We start from the raw sequence: 23766 nt of genomic DNA, 5'->3' as shown, positions 1-23766 counted from the left end.
CCATGTCACACGCCCCTGCATTGCCTTTGCCACCCGAGTCCGGCATGGACCCGGAGCGCCGCACCTGGCTGCTGGCCACCAGCGCCATGGGTGTGGCGGCCACCGCCGCCGTCGCGGTGCCCTTCGTGTCCAGCTTCGCCCCCAGCGAGCGGGCCAAGGCGCAGGGAGCGGCCGTGACCATGGACCCTTCGGTCGTCGAACCCGGTGAGCTGAAAACCGTCGAATGGCGCGGCCAGCCGGTGTGGGTGTTGCGCCGCACGCCGGAGATGCTCGCCAGCCTGGAGGGCGTCACCGACCTGGCCGACCCGGCCTCCGAAGTGCAGCAGCAGCCCGACTACGCCACCAACACCCACCGCTCCATCAAGCCCGAGGTGTTCGTGACGGTGGGCATCTGCACGCACCTGGGCTGCTCGCCCGTGACCTTGCCGCAAGGCACGGCCAACCCCAGCGTGCCGGCCGACTGGAAAGGCGGATTTTTCTGCCCCTGCCACGGCTCCACCTTCGACTTCGCAGGCCGCGTGTTCAACAACAAGCCCGCGCCCACCAACCTGGTCGTACCGCCGCACAAGTACCTCGCCGACGGCAGCCTGCTGATCGGTGAGGACGACAGCGGCGCCGCCTGAATCTGACCTTACTTTTGGAGAAACACATGTGGTACTTCGCCTGGATGCTCGGTGTCGGTTTTGCGGTGTTGCTCGCCATCCTCAACGCCATGTGGGGTGAACACGAGCAGGCCCGCGCGCTGCCGAAAGGCGGCGACGCATGACACCCGCCCCCGCTCCCGCCACGGGCCTGCTCGGCGCGGCGCCCGTGCCGGTGGCCAGCCGCGTGCACCTTCCCAGCCTGCTGGCCGCGCTGGCCATCATGCTCGTGGGCAGCATCTACCCGCTGCTGTTCGCCGATGCCAGCGGCCAGGCCGATCATGGCCTGGCCATGGCCCTGTTCTGGGCCATGAGCGCCGGGCTGGTGCGTGGCGTCGGTTTTGTGCCGCGCTGGTTCGGCTGGCGTTGGCTGTTCTCCGGCTGGGCCTGCGTCGCCGGCCTGTTGTTGGCTGCGTGGCTGCGCTGGGGAATCTGAGGTGCTGTTTCGCATCCTGCACGATGAACGCAGCGGCGAGCTGAGCTATGTGCTGGCCGACAACGACGCGCGCGAAGCCGTCGTGGTCGATCCGCGCAGCCGCGATCTGCCGGTGCTGCAGGCGCTGCTGGGGGAGCGCGATCTGCGCCTGCGCTGGGTGCTGCGCACCCACCAGCACGACCACCTGCAGAGCCACGAACTCGAACGCCTGCGCAGCCTGGGCGCGCCCGTGGTGCAGGGCGAAGCCTGCGAGGGCACGCACACGGTGGCCGATGGCGAGCACCTGCCCGTGGGGAACGAGATCGTGCGGGTGATCACCACGCCCGGCCACACCGCCGGCTGCCTGAGCTTCGTCTGGCGCGACCGCGTGTTCTGCGGCGGCCTGCTCGCGGTGGACGCCTGCCCGCACCAGCCGCACCCGGCGGACCCCGCAGCGCTGTGGGACAGCATCACCCTGCGCCTCTTCACCCTGCCTGACGAGACCCTGCTGTTTGCCGGCCATGAGCAGCGCGCGCGCGCCGTGAGCACGGTGCTGGAGCAGCGCCGCTGGCACCCTTTCTTTGCCCGGCAGACGCGCGACGCCTTCCTGGCCCGTGTCGCCGCATTGCCAACGCAAGCAGCGGATGCCGTGAGTGCAGCGGCGGGCCACAACACCCAGTCCGCCTGAACGGGCGGCGACCCTGTTTTCTTTTCTACTCCGGAGTTTTCATGAAGCAACTGCATTTCCAGGAAAAATACCCCATCACCGTGGTGGACATCGCCAAGTCAGAGACAACCTACACCACCGTGGACGCCATCGCCGACTACTTCAAGGCCTGCATCGCCGCGACACCGCGCGTGAGCTACATCGCCACCTTCGATCACTTCGCGCACACGAAAGCCATCGGCGGTGACATCGCGCCCGCGATCCAGGCGGCGGTCAACGTGGTGTTCTGCTTCGGCCATGCGCTGCCCAACCCGCAGGTGCTGGCCGTGCGCCCGCGCTCCATCGGCATTGCCGACCTGGGCGACCATTTCGTGGTCAGCTTCATGGACGCACCCATGAAGCCCGCCAACGACGCCATGCAGGCCTGGACACTCGCGCTTCGTAACCATTGACCGGATACAGGAAACGAGATCATGTGGAAAGTCCTCAACTGGGCGCAGAAAAATCTGGTCTGGAGCATCCCGATCGCCATGCTCGCGGGTCTGCTGTTCGGGCAGGTGGCCGACCCGGCCTTCCTGCGCTGGGGCATCCTGCCGCTGACCTTCCTCATGGTCTATCCCATGATGGTCACGATGAACGTGCGCGACCTGCTCAAGCCCGGCGGCAACCGCCTGCAGGGCACCACGCTGGCCGTCAACTTCATCCTCATGCCTGCCATCGGCTACGGCATGGGCCTGCTGTTTTTTGCCGACCAGCCCATGGTGCGGCTGGCGCTGCTGCTGACCGCACTGCTGCCCACCTCGGGCATGACCATCTCCTGGACCGGCTTCGCCAAAGGCAATGTGCCGGCGGCGGTGAAGATGACCGTGGTCGGCCTGATCGCCGGTTCGCTGCTGGCGCCGGTCTACCTCAAGGCCCTGCTGGGCGCGGTGGTCGAGATCCCCGTGCTGCAGGTGTTCCTGCAGATCGCGCTGATCGTGTTCCTGCCGCTGGTGCTGGGCACGCTCACGCAGCGCTGGCTGGTAGACCGTCATGGTGAACCGCGCTTCAACGGCCACTACAAACCCAAGTTCCCACCGTTCTCCACCCTGGGCGTGCTGGGCATCGTCTTCGTGTCCATGGCGCTCAAGTCGCAGGACATCTTTGCGAAGCCCGCCCTGTTGCCCAGCCTGCTGCTGCCGTTGGTGCTGATCTATGCGCTGAACTTCGTTCTCAGCACCCTGATTGGCAAGTTCTTTTTCCAGCGCGGCGACGCCATCGCCCTGGTCTACGGCACCGTCATGCGCAACCTCTCGATCGCGCTGGCGATTGCCATGGGCGTGTTCGGCGAGCAGGGCGCAGATGCCGCCCTGCTGATCGCACTGGCCTACATCGTCCAGGTGCAGGCCGCTGCCTGGTACGTCAAGCTCACCGACCGGCTCTTTGGCGCACCGCCTGTGGCGCCACCCCCCGCGGCTTCCAAGGCCGCCTGAAATGGAACACCCCCGCCGCGCTTCGCGCGACCCCCTCAAGGGGGCGGCACTGGCCGTCCGGCAAAGCCGGCACGGCGGTGCCCTGGAAAACTGAAAGGAACCCCTATGCCCACAACCGCTAACCCTGTCACACCCTACGACGCCCTGGGCGGCGCCGAAGGCCTGCACCGCCTCGTCGACCGTTTCTACGAGCTGATGGACGAGCTGCCCGAGGCCTACGCCGCGCGCCGCATCCACCCCGAGAGCCTGGCCGGCGCCAATGAAGCTCTGTACGAATTTCTCTCGGGCTGGTTCGGCGGGCCGCCGCTCTACACCGAAAAGAAAGGCCACCCGCGCCTGCGCATGCGCCACGTGCCCTACGCCATCGGCCCGACCGAGCGTGACGAGTGGATGCTGTGCATGCGCACGGCGCTGACCGAGCAGGTGGCCGAGGAGAACCTGCGCGCCGGCCTGCTCAACGCCTTCACGCAGATGGCCGACCACATGGTCAACACCGGCGACCGCGCCGGTTGCGGCCACGGTCAGATGCAAGGCCAGTCGTGCGAGACCGCATGAAAAAGCAGCTCGTCGCCCTGGCGCTGGCCCTCGCGCTGCCCCTGTGCGCAGTCGCCGGCCCCATCGAACCCGGCCGGCCCCTGCCGGCGTTGCGCCTCAAGAACCAGCACGACCAGGACTGGCAGGTCCCGGCGGGCACGCGGCTGGTGGTGTTCGCCGCCGGTCGCAAGGCCTCGAACCTCGCGCTGACGGTGCTGGGCGCGCAGCACAAAGGCTTTCTGGAAAGCCGTCATGCGGTCTACCTGGCCGACATGAGCAAGATGCCCGGCCTCATCACCCGCACCTTTGCCTTGCCCGCGCTGCGTGAACAGCCTTTCGAGGTGGGTGTGTCGCTCGATGAAACCCTGTTGGCCGGCTGGCCGCGCCAGGACGACGCGGTGACCCTCATCGGCCTGGAGGCCGGCCGCGTGACCCACTTCCAGTACGCCAGCAGCGAGGCGCAGCTGCGCACCGCGCTCGGCCTGGCGCCCTGATCCCGTCACCACCACAACCAATACGCGAGGAGACACCCATGGACGCTATCGACGCCTTCCAGGACCACTACCCCGACAACGTGTCGCACTGCTACGGCTGCGGCAGCAAAAATCAACACGGTCACCAGATCAAGACCGTGTGGGACGGCGACGAAACCGTCACCCGTTTCACACCCGAGCCCTTCCACACCTCGGTGCCTGGCTACGCCTACGGCGGGCTGATCGCCTCGCTGATCGACTGCCACAGCACCGGCACCGCCGCGGCCGCCATGTACCGGCAGGCGGGGCGCGACATGGACTCGCTGCCCGCGTTCCGTTTCGTCACCGGATCGCTGCACGTGGACTTTCTGAAGCCCACGCCCCTGGCCGGCGAGCTGGTGATCCGCGGTCGCATCAAGGAAATCAAAGGCCGCAAGGTGGTGGTCGAGACCACGGTGTACGCGGGCGATGTGGCCACCGCGCGTGGCGAAGTCGTTGCCGTTCAGATGCCGGAAAGCTTTGGTGCCTGACAGGCAACACCCTCGCGGTGCATGGCGCGACTGAAATGAAAACGGCGCCCCGAGGTGAACTGACCCCAAGAAGTTGGACGGTTGGAAGCTAGGCACCCAAGGCCTGAGTTCGGTACTCCACCGGGCTCAGGCCTTTTAGTTTGAGCTTAATACGCTGGTGGTTGTAGTAGTGGATGTAGCGGCACAGTCCCTGTCGTAACTGCTGGACGTTGTCGAATTTGTTGAGACGGAAGAACTCCGATTTCAGCGTGCCGAAGAAGCTCTCCATCGCTGCGTTGTCCAGGCAGTTACCCCTGCGGGACATGCTTTGCGTCAGGCCTCGCTCGAGCAGCCGCTGTCGATAGGCCTCCATCTGGTACTGCCAGCCTTGGTCTGAGTGCATCATCGGAGCCTCCTGCGCAGTGAGCCGCGACAGAGCCTTCTTGAGCATGTTTCCCACCAGCGGGAAGAGCGGACGCTCGTTCATTTCATAAGCCACGATTTCTCCGTTGAACAGGTCCATCACGGGCGACAGGTACAGCTTCTCGCCGCGCACATTGAACTCGGTCACATCGGTCACCCATTTCTCGTTCGGACGCTCGGCCTCGAACCGACGATTGAGTAGGTTGGGCGTCGAGGCCATCTCGCCCCGATAGGAGCGATATCTCTTGGGTCGCACCAGCGACTTCAGGCCCAGGCTCTGCATCAGACGCTGCACCGTCTTGTGATTCACTATTTGGCCGCTGCGGCCGAGCTCGGCCGTGATGCGCCGGTAGCCATAACGCCCCTTGTGGCGTTCGTACACAGCTTGAATGCTGTCCTTCAATCCGGCGTATCGGTCGCCAGCCTGCAGCACCTTGGCTTGGTAGTAGAACGTGCTTCGCGACAGGCCTGCGGACTGCAGTAGTCGACGCAGCAGGAACTGTGGCCTCAGTTCGAGGACGGCTTGCGCTTTTTCAGCGCAGCTTGCCGATTGGCTCGAACCAAGGCCTCCAACTTTTTTAGGTAGGCCACCTCCGTACGTAGTTGCTCGTTCTCCTCGTGCAACTCTTGCAGCGAGCGCTTGTCGTCCGTCTGCGCGGGGGCGGCTGGCGCGGATTTGGGCTTGGGGGGCTTCATGGGAGGGCGGCCTCGGGGTTTGGGGTGGAGCGCTTGCAGGCCGCCCTCATCGTACTGGCGCCGCCACAAACCCACGATGCCTCCACCGCCACGCACATCAAAGAGCGTGGCCGCTTGCGTGTTCGACAACTCCCGAAGCTTGGCCTGGCGCAGTACGTTCAACTTGAACTCTGCGCTGTAGTAGCCCCCTGGCTTTCTGTGCAATCCTTTCAGACCATGGGCCATATAGCGGTCCACCCAGTTCGCGATGCTGTTTCGGCCTATCCCGTACTGCTTGGCCAAAGCCTTATGGCCCAGCGGCCCGGCCAGATACCTTTGAACAACTTCGAGCTTGAAGCTCTCACTGTGTTTCGTCATGAAAAACACCCCATCGATTGGATTGATGTCCAACCTTTGGGGTGCAGTTCAAGGGGCGCCGTTTCTTATGGGACGAAGCCGATCAGAAAGCCAGGCTGTTCACACCCGGCTTGAGCAGGTGGGCTGCCACGTCGGCTGGCTTGGCCGGAGTCACGCCGGGGATCAGGTCGGTGGGCTTGAGGCCGGTGTTGGGCAGGTACAGTGCACACACTTCCACCTTGGCACCGGCCTTGATCACGCCTTGCAGCATCTGCTGCGTGGTCACGTCGCGCGGCTTGAGCTTCGGGCCTTCCTTGCCCACGACGGCCATGTCGCCTGCAGCGTCGCACAGCAGCACGCGCACGCTGGCCTTCTGCTCCAGCGCCTGGCCGGCGAGCACCAGGCCCGCGCCCTGTGCCATGGCGCTGCCGCTGTGGATGTTGACGAACAGCTCTTCGGCGTGGACCGTGCCGGTGGCCAGCAGGGCGGCGGTGCCCAGGGCGATCAGGTGCTTCATGCAGGAACTCCTTGAAAATTCGGTTGGCATTCCACCGCGATTGCGGTGGTTGCCGCCATTCTTCCTATACTCATTGAGGTATCCATGAGAAAACGCAAGCTCCTGTGAATGCTGCGGATTCAAGAGCAACAAAATGAACGAACACCAAGCCGATCCCGATCAACTGCCGCTCGTGCGCGACGAACTCGATGTGCTGGACGACCTGGTGCCGCTGGCCGGACAGCGCATCATCGAGCTGGGCTGCGGCAATGCGCGGCTGGCGCGCGCGCTGCTGCTGCGCCATGCGGGCAGCCAGGTGGTGGGGCTGGAGGTGGACGCCGTGCAGCACACCAAGAACGTTTCGAGTCCGCAGGATCGGCTGCTGTTCGTGGCCGGCAGCGCCGAAGCCGTGCCGTTCCCCGATGCGGGCTTTGACGGCGCGATGATGCTCAAGAGCCTGCACCACGTGCCGCTCGACGGCATGGACGCGGCGCTCGCCGAGGTGGCGCGCGTGGTCAAACCCGGTGGCTGGTTCTACGTGAGCGAGCCGATATACGGCGGCGCGCTCAACGAGATCGTGCGCCTCTACAACGACGAGAACACCGTGCGTCGGGCCGCGCAGGCCGCACTGGACCGTGCGCTGACCATCGGTACCCAATGGGATGCAGCGGGCGAGCGGCGTTTTGCGCAGCCTGCGCACTTCAAGGACTGGGCTGAGTTCGAGCAGCGCATGCTCTACCCCAGCTTCGCCGACCACCACATCACGCCTGCGCTGGTTGCCCGAGTGCGCGACGCCTTCATGCCGCACATGGGTGCGGACGGTGCGCATTTCGTGCGGCCGATGCACGTGCGACTGCTGCGCCGCACGGGTTGAAGGGCCCGCCCTGTTCGGGCAGGTCCTTCAGCCGATCACAGCGACCTGGTCGAGTAGTACCAGTCGGTCGTCTTGTAGCCTTCGGCCAGACGCGCCTTGATGGCGTCGGGGCTCTTGGGCGGTGGCACGATCACGTCGCAGCCGGGCGTCCAGCCTTCGGGCGTGGCGACCTTGTTGGCGTCGCTGGTCTGCATGGCCTGCAGCAGGCGCACGAACTCGTCGATGCTGCGTCCGTTGCTCATCGGGTAATAGACCATGGCGCGCAGGATGCCGTCGGGATCGATGAAGAAGGTGGCGCGCACGGCCTGCGTGTCGGCGGCACCGGGGTGCACCATGCCGTAGGCCTTGGCGACATCCATCTTGATGTCTTCGATGATCGGGAAGCTGATCTCGACACCGAATTTTTCCTGGATGTTCTGCGTCCAGGCCAGGTGCGAATACAGGCTGTCGATGGACAGGCCGAGCAGCTCGCAGTTCATGCCTCGGAAGGTCTCGGCGTGTTTCTGGAAGCCGATGAACTCGGTGGTGCAGACGGGCGTGAAATCGGCCGGGTGCGAGAACAGGATCAGCCACTTGCCTTTGTAGTCGGCGAGCGTGCGGTCACCGTGGGTGGTCTTGGCGTTGAAGGCCGGGGCGGCTTCGTTGAGGCGGGGGAAGGTGGCAAGGTTTTCCATGAGGTACTCCATTCAGGTCGGGTTTCGGAAGAACCGGGAAAGCAGGATTGCTTGTCCGATGAATGAAGTCTATGGATGCGCACATGGCAATAGATTGCGTTTTGTCAAGCCGGCCATTGGCAGTTCCAACCGCGCCGATAGCCAGCCTTTTCCCCGTACCAAGCAAGGGCTTCGGCGGGTAGTCGCTCAGACGGGCGCGTTGGCCGCCTCGGTGTGGATCACACCGCCGCCCAGGCAGACCTCGCCGTCGTAGATCACGGCACTCTGGCCCGGCGTCACCGCCCATTGCGGTTCGGCAAAACGCAGGGTGATGCCGGTGGCGTCGGTCTGCAGGGTGCAGGGCGCGTCGGCCTGGCGGTAGCGCGTCTTGGCCGCGAGGTCGGTGACCTGCGGTGCCTCGCCCGCGACCCAGCTCAGGTCTTCGGCGCGCAGGCTGGGCGAGAGCAGCCAGGGGTGGTCATGGCCCTGCACCACCCAGAGGATGTTGTTGGCCATGTCCTTGCGCGCGACGAACCAGGGCTCGTGTTCGTTGCCGCCTTTCTGTGCGCCCTTTTCACGGATACCGCCGATGCCCAGGCCCTGGCGCTGGCCCAGCGTGTAGAAACTCAGGCCCACGTGGTTCCCGATGGTGCGGCCGTTCGGGTCCTTGATTGGTCCCGGCTCCTTGGCGATGTAGCGGTTGAGGAAATCGCGGAACGGCCGCTCGCCGATGAAGCAGATGCCGGTGCTGTCCTTCTTTTTCGCGTTGGGCAGGCCGATCTCGGCGGCGATGCGGCGCACCTCGGTCTTGGGCAGTTCGCCCACCGGGAACAGCGTCTTGCTCAGCTGCGCCTGGTTCAGGCGGTGCAGAAAGTAGCTCTGGTCCTTCAGCGGGTCCAGTCCCTTGAGCAGCTCGTGTTGGCCGGTCGCTTCGTTCAGGCGCACGCGGGCGTAGTGGCCGGTGGCGATCTTCTCGGCGCCCAGGCGCATCGCGTGGTCGAGGAAGGCCTTGAACTTGATCTCGGCGTTGCACAGGATGTCGGGGTTGGGCGTGCGCCCGGCCTGGTATTCACGCAGGAACTCGGCGAACACGCGGTCCTTGTACTCGGCCGCGAAGTTGACGTGTTCGATCTCGATGCCGATCACGTCGGCCACCGCGGCGGCGTCGACGAAGTCGATGTTGGACGAGCAGTACTCGCCGTTGTCATCGTCTTCCCAGTTCTTCATGAAGATGCCGATGACCTCGTAGCCCTGCTCCTTGAGCAGGTGCGCGCTCACCGCGGAGTCCACTCCACCGCTCAAACCGACCACCACACGCTGTTTCTTTGCCATGACGGGATTATCCCGCCGCCGGCGTGTCCTCCCGTTGCGTGGGGTTCAGCCGAGCATGGCCTTCCACATGCCGTTGCCCCAGCTGGTGGCGGCAGCGCCCGAGCGGGCGTTGTGTTCCGGGTCCACGGTGATTTTGAGTTTGGGGGCCTCGCCGGGCGCCACGCTCGACGCCACGTTGATGTTGATCGCGTCCTTGTGCGTCACGTTGGCCCAGCAGATGCCCAGCGGCAGGTCGACCGGACCTGCCGCTGGCGCAGGAGTCTTGCCGGCGATGCGGTCCGTGATGGCTTCGGCCACCTGCTGGCCACTGCCGAAGGCGATGTGACCGCTCTTGGGCAGGGGAGAGCCCTGCGAGTCGCCGATCACGTAGATGCGCTCGTCGGCCTGGCTCTGGAAGCTCGGCAGCTTCACCGCGGCCCAGCGCTCGCCCAGGCCAGCCTGGCGGATCAGCGCCGGTGCGCGCATCGGCAGGATCAGGTTGGCGTGCGCGAAAGGCACGTCGCCCGACGAGGTGGCGAGCTGGCGTTTGCCCATGTCCACTGAGGTGATGGCGGTGTCGGGCATGTATTCGATCTGGTTGGCGTACAGGCTCTTCATGCCGTTCAGGATGGGCTTGGCGATCGGCAAAGGCATCGGGTTGGGGTTGGCATCGATCAGGATGATCTTGCCCTTGGTGCCGCGCTGCTTCATCTGCTCGGCGATCAGGAAGGCGCGCTCGTAGGGCGCGGGCGGGCAGCGGTAGGGTGGCTTGGGCGCGCTGATGACGAAGTTGCCGCCCTTGGCGAGGAACTCGTCCACTTGCTGGCGCACCGCCATCTGCTCGAAGGCGCGAAAGCCCACCGGCAGCTGAGCGCGCGCTTCGGCGTAACCCTGGATGCCGTCCTCCATGTATTCGACGCCAGGCGACAGCACCAGGAAGTCGTAGGGCAGGCGCTGCGTGGCGGTCACCACCTCGCGCTTGGTGCGGTCGATCCCGGTCACACGTTCGCGCACGCGCCGCGCGCCCAGCTGGTCGATGCGCGCGTAGCTGCGCTGGAAATCGCTGGCGGGCTGGAAGCCGGCGATGAAGTGCGCGCTCAGCGGGCAGGACATGAAACCCTCGTTGGGCTCGACCAGGGTCACGTCGGCGCCACCCGCGGCCAGCAGGCCGCGCACCGCACCCAGCCCGCCCCAGCCGCCACCGACCACCACCACGCGTGGCTTGGCCCCCGTGCCGATGGCGGCACACCCGGTGGCGAGGGCCGCGACGCCGATGGCGGTGGCCTGAAGCATGTCGCGGCGACGGGGGGTGAATGGCATCGGCATAGGAGATCTCCAAGGTCAAATACTGAACGGGGTATGGTTAATGCTAGGAGGCTGGCAGCGGGGGAGACAGCGGACAAACCCGTAGATGCCCGGGGCATCGGTCAACCCGTTTCAACGCAGCGACCATTTCCATTGAACGGTGCGCGCCCCCCGACTCTCTACAGTGGAGGCGTGTGCAGCACACAGGTCTGCACCGCCACTGGAACCCCGCCATGACCCGCTTGCCCACACTCTTCATCTCCCACGGTGCACCCACGTTCGCCATCGAACCCGGCATCGCCGGCCCTGCGCTCACCGCCCTGGGCAAGTCGCTGCCGGTTCCGAAGGCCGTGCTGGTGGTGTCGCCGCACTGGATGACGCGCGAGCCGCGCGTGGCCACCAGCGCCGCGCCGAAGACCGTGCACGATTTCGGCGGTTTCCCGGCCGCGCTCTACGAGTTGCAGTACCCCGCGCCGGGTGCGCCCGAGGTGGCGCAGCGCGCCATCGAGGTGTTGCGCGCCGCGGGCTGGGCGGCCGAGGCGGACCCCCAGTGGGGGCTGGACCACGGCGCCTGGGTGCCGCTGATGCACCTGTTGCCGCAGGCCGATGTGCCGGTGTTCCAGGTCTCGCTGCCGGCGCGGCTCGACGGCGCGCGCGCCTACGCCTTCGGCCAGGCGCTGGCGCCGCTGGCCGAGGAGGGCGTGCTCATCGTCGGTTCGGGCAGCCTCACGCACAACCTATACGAGGTGCGTTTCGACGCGGCCGGCGCCGAGGGCGAGGACTACGCGCGCGAGTTCTCGGCCTGGATCACGCAGGCCGTGTTGACCCGCGACCACGCCCGCCTGCAGCAGACCATGGCCATCGCGCCGCACGCGCAGCGGGCCCACCCCACGCCCGAGCACCTGTGGCCGTTGATGGTGGCCGCGGGCGCAGCGGGCGCTGAAGTGCCGGCCACGCGCATCGAGGGGGGCATCACGCACGGCGTGCTGGCCATGGACTCGTACCTGTTCGGCACACTGCCGCTGCCAGCGTCGGTGGCGGCCGACGCGCTGGCCGCCTGAAGCCCCACCTGGACAGACACCATGCAAGGCGACCTCATCGTTCACCAGCCCTCCGTGCCCGCGCGCCAGCTGGTGCTGCTGTTCCACGGCGTCGGGGCATCGCCCGAAGGCCTGCTGCCACTGGGCCAGGCGCTGGCCCGGCCCGACCGCTGGGTGGTCAGCGTGCGCTCGCCGTTTCCGTCCGACATGGGCGGTGGCTGGCAGTGGTTTTCGGTGCGTGGCATCGACGAGGCCAACCGTGTGGATCGCATCGCGACGGTGATGCCACGTTTCTTGCAGACCGTTCAGGCCTGGCAGGCGCGCACCGGGCTGGATGCGTCGGCCACGGCGCTGGCGGGTTTTTCGCAAGGCGCCATCATGGCGCTGGAGTCCACACAGCAGGCGCCGCCCATCGCCGCGCGCGTGTTCGCCATGGCCGGGCGTTTCGCCCAGCCGCCGCGGCTGGCGCCGGACGGCACAGCGCTGCATTTCATCCACGGCGAGCAGGACCCGGTGATCGCGCCGGCCTTCAGCGTGGCCGCGGCCGAGCGCCTGCGCGCGCTGGGCGCCGCGCCGCGGGTGGACCTGCTGCCCGGCCTGGGCCATGGCATCGATGGCCGCGTATTGACGCTGCTGAGCGCGGCGCTCGACCCGGACGCCGAGAGCGCCTGAAAACCATGCCAGCGAACACCGCCCCGGCCACGCTGCATCTGCACATCGGCGCCCTGGAAACCGTGGCGTCGCTGAGGGCGCCAGAGGCTGAGGTCCAGCGCTTCGTGCTGCCGATCGGATGCAACACGCTCTGGTCCGCGCCTGGTCACCGTGGCGGGCCTTCGCCTCTGGAACTGGAGAACGCGATCCAGACCGTGGAAGACCAGATCGAAGGCCTGCACCACCCGGGCTTCGACGCCGTGCATCCCGACGCTTGATCGCTGGTGCAGCACGCGCATGTCACACGTCTTTCACAGCCTTGACTTATTCTGGCCTTTACCGGATTCTGCGTGTCTGCAAATCCGGCGGGCGCCCGCGTCTCGGCTTGCGGGCGCCTCTCTGTTCCGATCTGTCACACCCACTCTGAAAGCGAGCTTCTCCATGAAGAGCAAGTTGTCCCCTATCGTTCTGGCCACGCTGATGCTGGCTGCTGGCGTCGCACAGGCGCAAGACAAGACCCTGCGCCTGCTGACCTGGGGTGGTTACGCGCCCAAGGACGTGATCGAGCAGTTCACCAAGGAGACCGGCTTCAAGGTCGAGGTGACCACCTCCAACAACGAAGAGATGATCTCCAAGCTGCGCGCCACCGCGGGCGCCGGGTTTGACCTCGCCCAGCCCAGCCAGGACCGCATCGCCGGGCCGCAGACCGAGTTCAAGATCTACAAGCCGCTGGATCTTTCGAAGGTCAAGGCCGACCTTTTCATCCCGTCCATGCTCGACGCGACCAAGAAAAACACCACGGTCGGCGGCAAGGTCTACGGCCTGCCGCACATCTGGGGCACCGACGGCCTGGTGGTCAACACCAAGACCTCCAAGGCCACCGACTACGCCGACCTGTGCGCGGCTGAAAACGCCGGCAAGGTCAGCATGCGCCTGAAGCGCCCCACGCTGATCGCCATGGCCTTCGCCTCCGGCAAGGACCCGTTTGCGCTCTACGGCGACGCCAAAGCCTACAGCGCCCTGATGGACGACATGGGCAAGAAGCTCACCGAGTGCAAGAAAAACGTGAAGTTCTACTGGGACGGCAAGGACCAGCTGCTCGCCGGCATCCGCTCGGGTGAACTCACCACGGCCATGATGTGGGACACCGGTGGCTGGGAGCTGAACAAGGCCAACCCCGACGTGAAGTTCGTGGCACCGAAATCGGGCGCGCTGGGCTGGGTGGACACCTTCGCCATCCCCGCCAAGGGCAAGAACGACGCCGCCGCCTACGCCTGGATCAACTTCAACATGCGCCCCGAGATCGCCGCCAAGGTGGCTTCGTCGGCCGGCAACTTCACCGCCAGCCAGGGCGCTGACCAGATGATGGACCCGGTGCTCAAGAAGCAGTTCGCCGACAGCTTCCCCGAAGCCGCGCTGAAGAACATCAAGTGGTACCCGGCCGTGCCGGCCGGCATCGAAGACATCGAAGGCCGCGTGCTCGACCGCGTCAAGGCCGCCAAGTAAGCGGCGGGCTGGCGTTGTCGTCCGAGCAGGCCGCCAGCGGCCCCGGCACCCACGATCTCGACATCCAGTCCGTGCGCAAACGCTATGGCGCGTTTGCCGCGGTGGATGACCTGAGTTTCCAGGTGCGCCGGGGCTCGTTCTTTTCCATTCTCGGGCCCTCGGGCTGTGGCAAGACCACGCTGCTGCGCATGGTGGCGGGTTTCATCGAACCCGATGCGGGCGACATCGTGATCAAGGGCGCGTCGATGCGCGGCGTCGCGCCCAACAAGCGCCCGGTGAACATGGTGTTCCAGCACCTGGCGCTGTTCCCCATGATGAGCGTGGGCGAGAACATCGCCTACGGCCTGGAGCGCCGTGGCGTGAAGGGCGCTGCCGCCAGGGCCAAGGTGACCGACATGCTCAGGCGCGTGGGCCTGCCCGGCAGCGAGGACAAGCGCATTGATCAGCTCTCGGGCGGGCAGAAGCAGCGCGTGGCCATCGCGCGCTCGCTGGTGCTGGAGCCCGCGTTGCTGCTGCTCGACGAACCTTTGGGCGCGCTCGACCTCAAGCTGCGCGAGCACATGAAGGTGGAGTTGAAACAACTCCAGGCCGAGGTCGGTACCACCTTCGTCTACATCACGCACGACCAGTCGGAAGCGCTGGTCATGTCGGATCAGGTCGCGGTGATGAACCACGGCCGCTTCGAACAGCTGGGCACGCCGCAGCAGCTGTATTACCAGCCGCAGACCGCGTTCGTCGCGGGCTTCGTGGGCAACAACAACCGCTTTGAAGGCACCATCGAATCGCGCAACGGCGAGCAGGTTCTGTTGCGCACGACCAGTGGCATGGGGCTGTGGTCGCAGCGTGTGGGCACGCTGGACGTGGGCCAGTCGGCCACCCTGTTCATCCGTCCCGAGGCCATCGAGATCGGGCGCAGCCCGCGCGAGCTGCCCGCCGGTGAACCGGCCTGGAGCGCGAGCGTGCAGAGCGTGCTGTTCGATGGCGGCAACTCCACCGTGCTGGTGCTCGAAGACAAGAGCCAGACGCCGCTGCACATCGCGCTGCCACTCACCGGCCGCCTCGCCGATCTGAAGTCTGGCGAGACCGTGCACTTCGGCTACCAGCCCGCACAGGCCTGGTGTTTTTCGGCTTGAGGCCATGAACGACGCCACCGCGCACCGCCGCTGGATGCTGGGCCTGCTGCTGGCCCCGGCGCTGCTGTGGCTGGTGGGCCTGGTGATCCTGCCGCACGTGGAGTTGCTGCTGCTGTCGCTGCAGGCGCGCGTGGGACCGGGGGAGTACGCAGCCAGCCTCGACCAGTACCGCACCTTTGTCGACGAACCGCTGTACTGGAACACCTTTGTGCGCACGGCGGTCATCTCGACGCTGGCCACCGGGCTCACGCTGCTGCTGGCGTTTCCGGCCGCCTGGTACATCGCCAAGGTGGCGCGGGGTCGGCTCAAGATGGTGCTGCTGGTGCTGTGCCTGCTGCCGTTCTGGGTCAGCGAAATGGTGCGCACCCTGGGCTGGCTGATCCTGCTGCGCGAGACCGGCGTGGTTTCCAGCCTGCTGCAGGCCGTGGGCCTGGCTGACCAGCCGGTGGAGCTGCTGTACCACGACGCCACGATTCTGGTCGGCCTGGTTTATGCCTCGCTGCTGTTCATGGTGATCCCGCTCGTGAACAGCCTGGAGAGCCTGGACGACAGCCTGATCGAAGCGGCTTACGACCTCGGCGGCAGCACCGCCAACATCGTGCGCCGCATCGTCATCCCGCACGCCGCGCCCGGCATCGCCGCCGGCAGCATCGTCGTCTTCATGCTCTGCCTCGGCAACTACCTCACGCCCACGCTGCTGGGCGGCAAGAACTCGCTCTGGTTCACCGAGCAGATCTACACCCAGTTCATCACGCGGTTCAACTGGAACCAGGGTGCGGCCTTCGGCTTCCTCTTGTTGTTCCTTTCCAGCCTGCTTGTGTGGGCCGGTCTCAAACTCACTGGCCAGCGCTTCGGTGCCGTGATGAAGGCGAGCTGACATGATCCCGAGCCTGCCCCGCCCCCCGCTTCAGCGCTTCGGTCTCGGTGCCTTCGTCACCGGCTTTTTCGTGTTCCTGTTCGTGCCGCTGCTGGTGGTGGCGGTGTTCGCGTTCAACAACGCCGACTACCCGACCCCGCCCTGGATGGGCTTCACGTTCGACTGGTTCACCGCCAACAGCGATGCGCGCACGGGCCTGCTGGCCGACGGCGAGCTGCTGCGGAGCATGGGCGTGAGCGCCTGGGTGGCGCTCTGGGTCACGCTGCTGTCGGTCGGTGTGGGCACCTGCAACGCCTTCCTGCTGGAGCGTTTCGAGTTCCCGGGCAAGAGCGCGATTGCGCTGCTGGCCATGCTGCCGCTGGTGATTCCGGGCGTGATCCTGGGCATCTCCATCCTCGCCTTCGTCAGCCGCATCGCCAACTTCGCCGACGAGACATGGGGTCTGGAGCTGGACTTCCTGCGGCCCGGCCTGCCGCTGGTGATCCTTGGCCAGTTCTGCTACATCGTGACCATCGCCACGCTCACCATCTCGGCCAGCCTGCGCCGCTTCGACCGCACGCTCGAAGAAGCCGCCTACAACCTGGGCGCGAGCCGCCTCGCGGTGCTCTGGACCATCACCTTGCCCTACCTGCGCCCGAGCATGATCGGCGCCGCGGCCATGGCCTTCCTGATGTCGTTCGAGAACTTCAACACCACGCTGATGCTGGTGGGCTCGGACTCACCGCTCACCGTGCTGATGTACAGCCGCATGCGCGAGGGCGCCACGCCGGTGCTCAACGCGATCAGCCTCTTCCTCATGGTGGCCTCGGCCCTGCTGGCGCTGATGCTGCTGTGGCGCAAACCGCAGGCGCGGTGAAGTGCGCCTGCGGTTGCGGTGCGCGCGGGCCGGGATCAGGTGGCTTTGCGGCCCCAGAAAGCCATGACCAGCAGCAGCAGCGAAATCACACCCAAGGCGATCAGTGTGGTGTTGGGCACGTAGTAGGTGGTGTACACCTCCCAGCCCAGCAGGCGCAGCAGGTCAGACACCTCGGTGTAGATGCCCACGAGGTGGCCGCCCAGCGTGCCGGTGATGCCCAGCAGGGCGCTGCCGAGGAAGGCCAGAACGGCCATGACCCAGCGCGACAAGCCTTGCCACACGCTCTCGCCACGGCGCCAGCGCACGAACAGGATCACGGCCCAGTAGGCCACGGTCCAGCTGGCGAGCAGCACGTGGTTGCGGCCCAGGGCCGACGCGGAGATCGTTTCCCAGGGCCACACCATCAGGCCGATGGCAAACGCGATGATGCCGAACACCAGGCTGGCGCTGAGCAGCGGCACCAGCGCGTGGTCCACGGACCTGGCCAGCGGGCCGTCGGAAAACACGCGCAGGAAGATCGCCAGGGTGGCGGTCATCCACAGCGCGATGGGAAAGTGAACCATCAAGACGTGATAGGCATCCATGATCAAACTCCTGTATTGCGCTTGAGCAACTGGTTGAGGGCAACACCGAACGCGGCGATCAGCGCGAGACCGGCGAGCAGCGTCCAGCGCCACTGGTTGTAGATGTCGCTCGCGAACTCGGCTTCGATGCCGTAGTGCTTGAGCTGGCTCACGCTGTGGTGTGTGGTCACGGGCTGACCCTGTTTGATGAACTTCGCGCCCGCGTGCCGGGTGCTGTTGAGGTGCGGCCAGCTCACCTGGCCGGGGTAGAAGAGCTCCACCGTGGTCCACTGGTCTTTCCAGACGGGCGCGGCGCCGTCGAACTTCTGCGCCACGATGTGGGCGTCGCGGCCCAGGCCCAGCGTGGCCGGCAGTGACACGTAGTGCCAGCGCCCACCGGTGGCGTTGCGGTGGATGGCGAACGCCACCGCGTAGGCGCCCTGGTCTTTCAGGACCTTGTCGTCCAGCGGATGGCCGGTGTCGAGCTTGCGCGTGAGCGTCACGTCCCAGAAGCCATCGGCCCAGCGCCCTTTGCCTTGCACGGCGATGTCGGCCATCGATTCCTCGGGCGTGCGCAGGATGCGCCGGGGCAGGGTGTCGCCGTTCTGCCATCCGGCAGCAGGATCAAAAGGCACCGCCTCGCCGTCGCGCAGGAAGTAGGTGCTGTCCTGCGACAGCTTGCCGCCCGCCACATCGTCCCACTTCAGGGCCTTGTAGCCGGTGGTGGCGCTGTTGAACATCAGCTTGGGTTGCTTGAGTTCACCGTCCCAGTTGGACGCCGCGCTGCTCTTGCCGGCATCGCCCATCCGCGCTTCGGCGACCACCTGGTCGTCGGACATGTTGATCGGGTTGGAGCGATGACCGCGCCAGTGCCACAGGTCCAGGAAGTAGCCGGCGGCCCGTTGCGCCTTCAAGGTGTCTTCGGGCTGCACGCTGGCCCAGTCCGTGATGTCGGTTCGTGTCTGCGGCAGGTGCTTGCTGATCTCTTCCTGCTTGAGCTTTTTGCCCAGGTAAGGGTGTGCCTTCACGTCGTCGCCCGCCGCATGCTTTGAGAAGGTGGCGATGCCGGGGCCGATGGCCAGGTAGCCACCGTAGCGCGCGAACTCGGGCACGCTGCCGTCGTCCAGCATCATGGCCACGCGGTCCTCGTGCAGGCCATTGGGCTCAGAGCCGGGGACCGCCTTGCCTTTGGTGACCCACTTGCCGTCCTCGAACATGACGACGTCGTGAAAGATGCCCGGCTTCTCGGCGGGCCAGCGGTAGCGGAAGAACATGTCGCTGCCGTTGTAGGCGGCCTGCACCTGCAGGGGCACGGTCAACTGCTGGGGGATGCTGATGTTGCGCTTGGGGTCGTCGCGCACGACACCGGTGCCGTGGGTGATCCAGGAGAGCAGCAAGGCTCCGCCGAACAACGCCACGGCGACCAGCAGGCCGCTTTGCGCAGTGGTTTTTTTCATGGGTGGCTCCTGTGAAGATGAGCGCTCAGCCTAGGCCTCACCGGCAGGCCTCGGTTGATATTTGTCAATAAATGCCATGGGCGACCGCGAGCTGTCAGCCATAGGGCAACAGTCTTAAAAATAGGCCTTCGATTTAAGGCTCGCCTAACAATTGGTCGGGGAAAAGACGTGGACTTTTGCGGGATTGCGCAGGAGGTGCTTCAACACATCCGGGCAGATTCAATCCGTTGAAGGTCAGAACCTTGCCCGTCACGGCCTTTGCTGTGGGGGCTGAGGCCGGTTGGATGTTTGCAAACGTTCGTGTGCCCACACGGCCCAAAGCGCCCAAACCCGCCAGACCAACCCCCGGTTCTGAACCGCATCGTGTGGGAGCGCGCCTGCTGCGCCGATTTCTGTTCTGAACCGGCCTCCTGGTGGTCGGTGAAAAGGGCCGCACAACCGGTTACGGTGAACCACGCAAGCTCACGTTTGTTACCGGACCCCTTAAGCGAAGCTTCATCTTGAACTCTTTCAATACATCCACCAGCACTTGCTGGGTTGCTATTGAAAAAGGATCACTTTCATGAAATCGGTTGTTCTCTCTGCTGTTCTGTTGGCTGTTTCTGGTGTGGCGCTGGCAGGTCCTGCGTGCAATGCCCCGAAGGAAAAATGGATGCCCGAAGCCAGCTTCAAAAAGGGTCTGGAAGACCAGGGTTACCAGATCAAGACCTTCAAGGTCAGCAAGGGCCAGTGCTACGAGATCTATGGCTTTGACAAGACCGGCAAGAAGGTCGAGATCTATTTCGACCCGGTCACCGCGGCCGTTCTGGAAACCAAATAAGCCTGCGAGGCAGACCGTATGCATGCAACGATGAATCTCTCAGCATCGCCGGCCACGGCGCGCCCCGTGTGGGACCGCTTCGTGCGGGTCTTCCACTGGACGCTGGTGTCCTGCGTGCTGCTCAACAGCTTTGTGCTGGAAGACGGCGAAGACCTGCACCAGTGGGTGGGCTATCTGGCCAGCGCGCTGGTCGTGACCCGCATCGTCTGGGGCTTCATCGGTTCGAAGCACGCCCGGTTTGCCGACTTCTTTCCCACGCCGGCCCGCCTGATGCGGCACCTGCGCGGGATGTTCTCGGGCCAGCCCGAGAAACACTGGGGTCACAACCCGCTCGGCGCCGTGATGATGCTGGTGCTCATGGCGCTGGTGCTGGCGCTCGGGGTTACGGGCTGGATGCAGTCGCTCGACGCCTTCTGGGGCGAAGAATGGCTGCAGGATCTGCATGCGCTGGCCGGTGATCTCCTGCTGCTGTCGGCCGGCCTGCACGGTGCTGCCGCGATCGTGATGGGTCGACTGGAGCGCACGCGCCTGGTCAAGGCCATGGTCACCGGGATCAAAGAAACGTACTGAAATGTCCCCCTTGCGTCCCACGCCTTCACTGGCGTGGACCGGGGCTCCACCGCAGCGCGGGTCGCCGGGCGCATGGCACACTGCCGCCATGCCCGCCACCGTCAACCCCGCCGAAGTGGATTTCACCGCCATCCGCGCGCAAGGCGCGGGCGGGCAGAACGTCAACAAGGTGTCCAACGCGGTGCACCTGCGTTTCGCGGTGCACGCGTCGTCACTGCCTGAAGCCGTCAAGGAGCGCCTGCTGGCCCTGAGCGACCAGCGCATCACCACCGAGGGCGTGGTGGTGATCAAGGCGCAGACCAGCCGCAGCCTGGAACAGAACAAGGCCGAGGCGCTGGAGCGGCTGCAGGCGCTGGTGGACAGCGTGGCCACGCTGCCCAAGGCGCGCAAGCCAACCAAGCCCACTTTCGGTTCCAAACAGCGCCGGCTCGAAGGCAAGGCCACGCGCTCGCAGGTGAAGCAGCAGCGTGGACGGGTGCGCGGCGTCGATTGAACGCCCGGCGCGCCGTCTAGGGCAACGCTGAGCAAGTCCCTCGTGGCGCGGGCATCCTGCTCTCGGGCGGTCTGCGTCGTTGCAAAGCCTCGCCGGGCCGCCCGGCCCGTCTGCGTTTTGCGCCTTGCAGCCCATCCCGACAGCAGGCGCCCGCATCCACGGCGACTTGTTCGGCGTCGCCTTAAGCATTTTTTAGGAAGTTCTTAAGCGCTATTTAGCAGCGCGCCCGCGGCCGGATTTTTAGACTTTCTTCCATGGCAGGTGACGCATGGGGCGTCGCCGCCAGGCAGCAAACGCGGACCCGTTCCGCCCAAGGAAGTCTTCATGCAGTTCACCCAACAGGAAATGAACCAGCTGGCCGCGGCCAGCACCAGCAGCTCGCGCGAAAACCTCTACGCTGGCATCCACAAGGCGCTGCGCGCCATGATGACCGACACCCTGCTCGCGGTCGGTCGCGCCGACCCGTCGGACCCGCAGGACGTGGCCGACGCCAGCGGGCGCGTGATCGGTCTGATGGCGCAGTGCGAAGCGCACGTGCAGCACGAAAACAGCTTCGTGCACCCGGCGATCGAGGCCCGCACCCCGGGTGTCTGCGGCGAGGTGGCACAGGATCACGTCGAGCACCTGCACCACATTCAGCGACTGCGGGCGGCGGCGCAGCAACTGCCGACGTTGGGTGCGCAGCTGCAGGCGGGCGCCCTGCACGCGCTGTACCTGGAACTCTCGCTCTTCGTCGCCGACAACCTGCAGCACATGCACGTGGAAGAGACGCGGCACAACGCCGCACTCTGGAGCGCCTACACCGACACCGAGCTGCGCGCCATCCACGACGCGCTGGTGGCCACAATCGAGCCGGCCGACATGATGCAGGTGATGCGCTGGATGCTGCCGCAGATGCACGCGCTGGAGCGCCTGCAGGTGCTCGGTGGCATGCGCCAGGGCGCGCCGGCGCCGGTGTTCCAGGCCGTGCTCGATGTCGTGCAGCCGCACCTGAGCCCGCGCGACTGGGCCAAGCTCACGCAGGGCCTGGGACTGCCCGCGGTGCCGGGTCTGGCGGCGGCGGTGTAAGGTGCGGGCGCTCGGACTTCAGGCCACGGCCTGGAGTTCGACCGGCCCGCCCACGCACAGGCGGAAGCGCCCGCGGCCGGTCTTTTCAATGCAGAGCTTGGGGCACTGCTCCTGCAGGCGGCGCGAGAGCAGCAGCAGGCGCGCTTCGAGGTTGTCGGCCACGTCGGGCAGGCCCAGCGTGGTGTCGAGCCGCAGCTCGCGGTTGCTGAACTCGCTGCGGCCGCTGCGCTGGTGGTCCCGCAGCAGCTTCCACAAAATGGCGCCGGCCACGCCCTTGATGAGGTAGGCGTTGTCGATGAAGACGCTGTCGTTGGCCGGGTAATAGTGCACCTGCAGCGCCGGTCCCCGGGGCAGGGCGGCGAGCGTGGCTTCGCCGTCCCCGGTGGCTGCGGCGGCTTCCGGCTCTTCCTGCATCAGGTCGATCGCCGCGGCCAGCTGGCCGCCCAGCGTGACCAGCAGGTCTTCGTCCTCGAAACTGAAGCGCAGGTCCTGCGGACTCTCCACGAACAGCACGCCCAGCACGCGGCCGGCCGAGCGCAGCGGCACGGCGAGCTGGCTGTGCGGCTCGGGCAGGCCGGGGTAGGGGATCTCGGTGCAGGCCGGCGTGTCCAGCAGACCCCGGTCTTCCAGGCCGCTGCGCACCGCCTGGCTGTAGAGGTAGGCGCTGGTCATGTGCATGATGCGCACCGGTGTGCCCTCGCGCGCGGCCACGCCGATCACGCCGTCGCCCAGCGCGATTTCCGAGCCCACGCCCGAGGTGGCGTAACCGCGGCTGGCCACGGTGTAGAGCCGCTGCGTGGCGGGGTCGAGGATCAGCACCATGGCGTGCGGGATGTCCATGTCCTGTTCCAGTGTCTGCAGCGTGGCCTCCAGCGCGGCGGCGAGCGTGGTGGCCTGGGCCAGGCGCGAGCTGCCGCGGCGCAGTGCGCCCAGCAGGCTGCAGCGCGGTGCGGCTGCCGGCAGGGGTTGACCGTCCAGGCGCTCGATGCCGAGTACCTCGTACACGTCGGCGCCGCGCAGCACGAACACGCTGGCCATGCCGCTGTGCGAGGCGATGCCCGCGAGCTGGGCCTTCATGCTCTCGAACACCGGGCCCCCGGTCTCGGTGCGCAGGTAGCCCAGGTGCAGGCGGTAGAACTGCGCAGTCACCGGGTGCAGCAGCAACACGGTGGCGCGCGGGTGGGCCAGGATGTTCTGGCGCGTCTTGTTGAAGAACTGGAACGACAGCGCCACGTGCCGCTCGTCCACGTAGAAAACCTGCGAGATGTAGGCCACGTTGGGCGTGCCGTCGGCCGCGCAGGTGGCCATGATGGCCGGGATGGCGCCTTCCAGGCAGGGGCGCACTTCACCGAGGGTGACCGCGTTCATGGGTTCACCCCCAGCGGCTGGCCGGCGTTCGGGCCGGGCGTCTGGTCGAAGGCCTGCGACGGCGTGAACTCGATGGCGCTCAGGTCGTCGAAGCGGTGCGCCAGCATGGCGGCGGCAAAATCGGGCGTGAAGCCTATGCGGGCCAGTTCGCCCTGCATCGCCTGCAGGTAGCGCTGCAGGGCGGGCGCGTCGTCCGCTGTGACCTCGCGCAGGCGCGCCTGGCGCGACTTGAGCTGCACCGTGCGGTGGCTGTGCGGTTCGCTGAACACCACCGCCACGCGTCCGGTGCTGGCGACGTCGCGCAGCAACTGGGTGGACTGCTGGCGGTTGAGGAACACCGTGATGCGGTCACCCTGCGGGCTGATCTGGCTGCCCACTGCGCGCATCAGGCTGGGCGTGAGGTCGTGGCCGCAGGAGCTGACGATCACCGAGACCCCGCGCGCCATCATGGCGAGGTGATCCGGTGGCAGCAGCGGTGTGGCGGCGGGTGTTTCCACGGTGTGCGGGACCTCGTGTCGGACAAGCACCGCATGATAGCCAGCCGCCCGCTCGCAGCCAA

General features: G+C 66.2%; 30 protein-coding genes. 21 read left to right on the top strand and 9 right to left on the bottom strand.

The window, feature by feature from the left end; genetic code table 11:
• Positions 1–2: 2 nt before the first annotated feature.
• The 9 genes from petA to AC23D4_RS13170 all read left to right on the top strand — a co-directional run bounded on the left by petA (position 3) and on the right by AC23D4_RS13170 (position 4732).
• Positions 3–623, top strand: a complete 621-nt coding sequence (petA, locus tag AC23D4_RS13210; protein ID WP_472890517.1) for a ubiquinol-cytochrome c reductase iron-sulfur subunit — start codon at positions 3–5, stop codon at positions 621–623.
• Between the two features lie 26 nt (positions 624–649).
• Positions 650–766: a cytochrome bd-I oxidase subunit CydX gene (gene cydX / locus AC23D4_RS13205; RefSeq protein WP_472890518.1), complete on the top strand. Its 117-nt coding sequence runs from the start codon at positions 650–652 to the stop codon at positions 764–766.
• The gene (locus tag AC23D4_RS13200; RefSeq protein ID WP_472890519.1) at positions 763–1077 is read left to right on the top strand and encodes a cyd operon YbgE family protein; all 315 of its coding nucleotides are present in this window, start codon (positions 763–765) and stop codon (positions 1075–1077) included. Before cydX ends, AC23D4_RS13200 begins: the two co-directional genes overlap by 4 nt.
• Before the next feature lies 1 nt (position 1078).
• Positions 1079–1744, top strand: a complete 666-nt coding sequence (locus AC23D4_RS13195; RefSeq protein WP_472890520.1) for an MBL fold metallo-hydrolase — start codon at positions 1079–1081, stop codon at positions 1742–1744.
• Between the two features lie 41 nt (positions 1745–1785).
• Complete coding sequence (locus AC23D4_RS13190; protein WP_472890521.1) at positions 1786–2175, top strand: DUF6858 family protein; 390 nt, start codon at positions 1786–1788, stop codon at positions 2173–2175.
• Between the two features lie 21 nt (positions 2176–2196).
• Positions 2197–3195: an arsenic resistance protein gene (locus tag AC23D4_RS13185; protein WP_472890522.1), complete on the top strand. Its 999-nt coding sequence runs from the start codon at positions 2197–2199 to the stop codon at positions 3193–3195.
• 105 nt (positions 3196–3300) lie between these two features.
• Positions 3301–3750: a group II truncated hemoglobin gene (locus tag AC23D4_RS13180; protein WP_472890523.1), complete on the top strand. Its 450-nt coding sequence runs from the start codon at positions 3301–3303 to the stop codon at positions 3748–3750.
• Complete coding sequence (locus tag AC23D4_RS13175; protein WP_472890524.1) at positions 3747–4223, top strand: hypothetical protein; 477 nt, start codon at positions 3747–3749, stop codon at positions 4221–4223. Before AC23D4_RS13180 ends, AC23D4_RS13175 begins: the two co-directional genes overlap by 4 nt.
• Positions 4224–4261: 38 nt before the next feature.
• A complete protein-coding gene (locus tag AC23D4_RS13170; RefSeq protein ID WP_472890525.1) occupies positions 4262–4732 on the top strand; it encodes a PaaI family thioesterase in 471 nt (156 codons plus the stop codon).
• An 88-nt stretch (positions 4733–4820) separates the two neighbouring features.
• Here the strand turns inward: AC23D4_RS13170 and AC23D4_RS13165 are convergent.
• Both AC23D4_RS13165 and AC23D4_RS13160 read right to left on the bottom strand, forming a co-directional pair.
• A protein-coding gene (locus tag AC23D4_RS13165) for an IS3 family transposase (RefSeq protein ID WP_472887530.1) occupies positions 4821–6187 on the bottom strand; the annotation gives its coding sequence in 2 pieces (ribosomal slippage) (positions 4821–5698 and positions 5698–6187; 1368 coding nt in all).
• An 82-nt stretch (positions 6188–6269) separates the two neighbouring features.
• Positions 6270–6683, bottom strand: a complete 414-nt coding sequence (locus AC23D4_RS13160; RefSeq protein WP_472889885.1) for a DsrE family protein — start codon at positions 6681–6683, stop codon at positions 6270–6272.
• A 133-nt stretch (positions 6684–6816) separates the two neighbouring features.
• Between AC23D4_RS13160 and AC23D4_RS13155 the strand changes: the two genes are divergently transcribed.
• On the top strand, positions 6817–7536 hold the full coding sequence (locus AC23D4_RS13155; RefSeq protein WP_472889886.1) for a class I SAM-dependent methyltransferase: 720 nt from the start codon (positions 6817–6819) through the stop codon (positions 7534–7536).
• A gap of 35 nt (positions 7537–7571) precedes the next feature.
• Here the strand turns inward: AC23D4_RS13155 and AC23D4_RS13150 are convergent, their stop codons facing one another.
• The 3 genes from AC23D4_RS13150 to AC23D4_RS13140 form a co-directional block, all read right to left on the bottom strand.
• Complete coding sequence (locus tag AC23D4_RS13150) at positions 7572–8210, bottom strand: peroxiredoxin (protein ID WP_472889887.1); 639 nt, start codon at positions 8208–8210, stop codon at positions 7572–7574.
• A gap of 186 nt (positions 8211–8396) precedes the next feature.
• Positions 8397–9521, bottom strand: a complete 1125-nt coding sequence (mnmA, locus tag AC23D4_RS13145; RefSeq protein ID WP_472889888.1) for a tRNA 2-thiouridine(34) synthase MnmA — start codon at positions 9519–9521, stop codon at positions 8397–8399.
• 45 nt (positions 9522–9566) lie between these two features.
• The gene (locus AC23D4_RS13140) at positions 9567–10820 is read right to left on the bottom strand and encodes an FAD-dependent oxidoreductase (RefSeq protein ID WP_487623616.1); all 1254 of its coding nucleotides are present in this window, start codon (positions 10818–10820) and stop codon (positions 9567–9569) included.
• A gap of 218 nt (positions 10821–11038) precedes the next feature.
• Between AC23D4_RS13140 and AC23D4_RS13135 the strand changes: the two genes are divergently transcribed.
• From AC23D4_RS13135 to AC23D4_RS13105, 7 genes are all read left to right on the top strand, one after another.
• A complete protein-coding gene (locus AC23D4_RS13135; protein ID WP_472889890.1) occupies positions 11039–11866 on the top strand; it encodes a dioxygenase family protein in 828 nt (275 codons plus the stop codon).
• Positions 11867–11887: 21 nt separating this feature from the next.
• Complete coding sequence (gene ypfH, locus AC23D4_RS13130; protein ID WP_472889891.1) at positions 11888–12517, top strand: esterase; 630 nt, start codon at positions 11888–11890, stop codon at positions 12515–12517.
• Positions 12518–12522: 5 nt separating this feature from the next.
• The gene (locus AC23D4_RS13125; RefSeq protein ID WP_472889892.1) at positions 12523–12774 is read left to right on the top strand and encodes a hypothetical protein; all 252 of its coding nucleotides are present in this window, start codon (positions 12523–12525) and stop codon (positions 12772–12774) included.
• A gap of 175 nt (positions 12775–12949) precedes the next feature.
• The gene (locus AC23D4_RS13120) at positions 12950–14002 is read left to right on the top strand and encodes an extracellular solute-binding protein (RefSeq protein ID WP_472889893.1); all 1053 of its coding nucleotides are present in this window, start codon (positions 12950–12952) and stop codon (positions 14000–14002) included.
• Between the two features lie 14 nt (positions 14003–14016).
• Positions 14017–15135, top strand: a complete 1119-nt coding sequence (locus AC23D4_RS13115; RefSeq protein WP_472889894.1) for an ABC transporter ATP-binding protein — start codon at positions 14017–14019, stop codon at positions 15133–15135.
• Between the two features lie 4 nt (positions 15136–15139).
• Positions 15140–16012, top strand: a complete 873-nt coding sequence (locus tag AC23D4_RS13110) for an ABC transporter permease (RefSeq protein WP_472889895.1) — start codon at positions 15140–15142, stop codon at positions 16010–16012.
• 1 nt (position 16013) lies between these two features.
• Positions 16014–16868, top strand: coding sequence for an ABC transporter permease (locus AC23D4_RS13105; RefSeq protein ID WP_472889896.1), 855 nt, complete (start codon positions 16014–16016; stop codon positions 16866–16868).
• A 35-nt stretch (positions 16869–16903) separates the two neighbouring features.
• Here AC23D4_RS13105 and AC23D4_RS13100 read toward each other — a convergent pair whose 3' ends face one another.
• A complete protein-coding gene (locus AC23D4_RS13100; protein ID WP_472889897.1) occupies positions 16904–17452 on the bottom strand; it encodes a DUF2231 domain-containing protein in 549 nt (182 codons plus the stop codon).
• 2 nt (positions 17453–17454) lie between these two features.
• Entirely contained in the window at positions 17455–18888 is a 1434-nt protein-coding gene (locus AC23D4_RS13095; protein ID WP_472889898.1) for an ethylbenzene dehydrogenase-related protein, read from the bottom strand.
• A 562-nt stretch (positions 18889–19450) separates the two neighbouring features.
• Between AC23D4_RS13095 and AC23D4_RS13090 the strand changes: the two genes are divergently transcribed.
• The 4 genes from AC23D4_RS13090 to AC23D4_RS13075 all read left to right on the top strand — a co-directional run bounded on the left by AC23D4_RS13090 (position 19451) and on the right by AC23D4_RS13075 (position 21839).
• Positions 19451–19708: a PepSY domain-containing protein gene (locus tag AC23D4_RS13090; protein WP_177132712.1), complete on the top strand. Its 258-nt coding sequence runs from the start codon at positions 19451–19453 to the stop codon at positions 19706–19708.
• Positions 19709–19738: 30 nt separating this feature from the next.
• Positions 19739–20278 carry a cytochrome b/b6 domain-containing protein gene (locus tag AC23D4_RS13085; protein ID WP_472889899.1) on the top strand — a complete coding sequence of 180 codons (540 nt, stop codon included), beginning with the start codon at positions 19739–19741 and terminating at the stop codon, positions 20276–20278.
• 88 nt (positions 20279–20366) lie between these two features.
• The gene (gene arfB / locus AC23D4_RS13080) at positions 20367–20771 is read left to right on the top strand and encodes an alternative ribosome rescue aminoacyl-tRNA hydrolase ArfB (RefSeq protein WP_472889900.1); all 405 of its coding nucleotides are present in this window, start codon (positions 20367–20369) and stop codon (positions 20769–20771) included.
• 324 nt (positions 20772–21095) lie between these two features.
• On the top strand, positions 21096–21839 hold the full coding sequence (locus AC23D4_RS13075; RefSeq protein ID WP_472889901.1) for a hemerythrin domain-containing protein: 744 nt from the start codon (positions 21096–21098) through the stop codon (positions 21837–21839).
• Positions 21840–21857: 18 nt separating this feature from the next.
• Here the strand turns inward: AC23D4_RS13075 and AC23D4_RS13070 are convergent, their stop codons facing one another.
• Together AC23D4_RS13070 and AC23D4_RS13065 are read right to left on the bottom strand one after the other, a co-directional pair.
• The gene (locus AC23D4_RS13070) at positions 21858–23207 is read right to left on the bottom strand and encodes a GAF domain-containing protein (protein WP_472889902.1); all 1350 of its coding nucleotides are present in this window, start codon (positions 23205–23207) and stop codon (positions 21858–21860) included.
• The gene (locus tag AC23D4_RS13065; protein WP_472889903.1) at positions 23204–23704 is read right to left on the bottom strand and encodes a pyridoxamine 5'-phosphate oxidase family protein; all 501 of its coding nucleotides are present in this window, start codon (positions 23702–23704) and stop codon (positions 23204–23206) included. The genes AC23D4_RS13070 and AC23D4_RS13065 overlap by 4 nt, the downstream gene beginning before the upstream one ends.
• Positions 23705–23766 lie beyond the last annotated feature (62 nt).

Source organism: Hydrogenophaga sp. L76 (assembly GCF_057654755.1).
The sequence above is the reverse complement of the archived record's forward strand: the minus strand, read 5'-3'. Positions and strand labels throughout refer to the sequence as shown.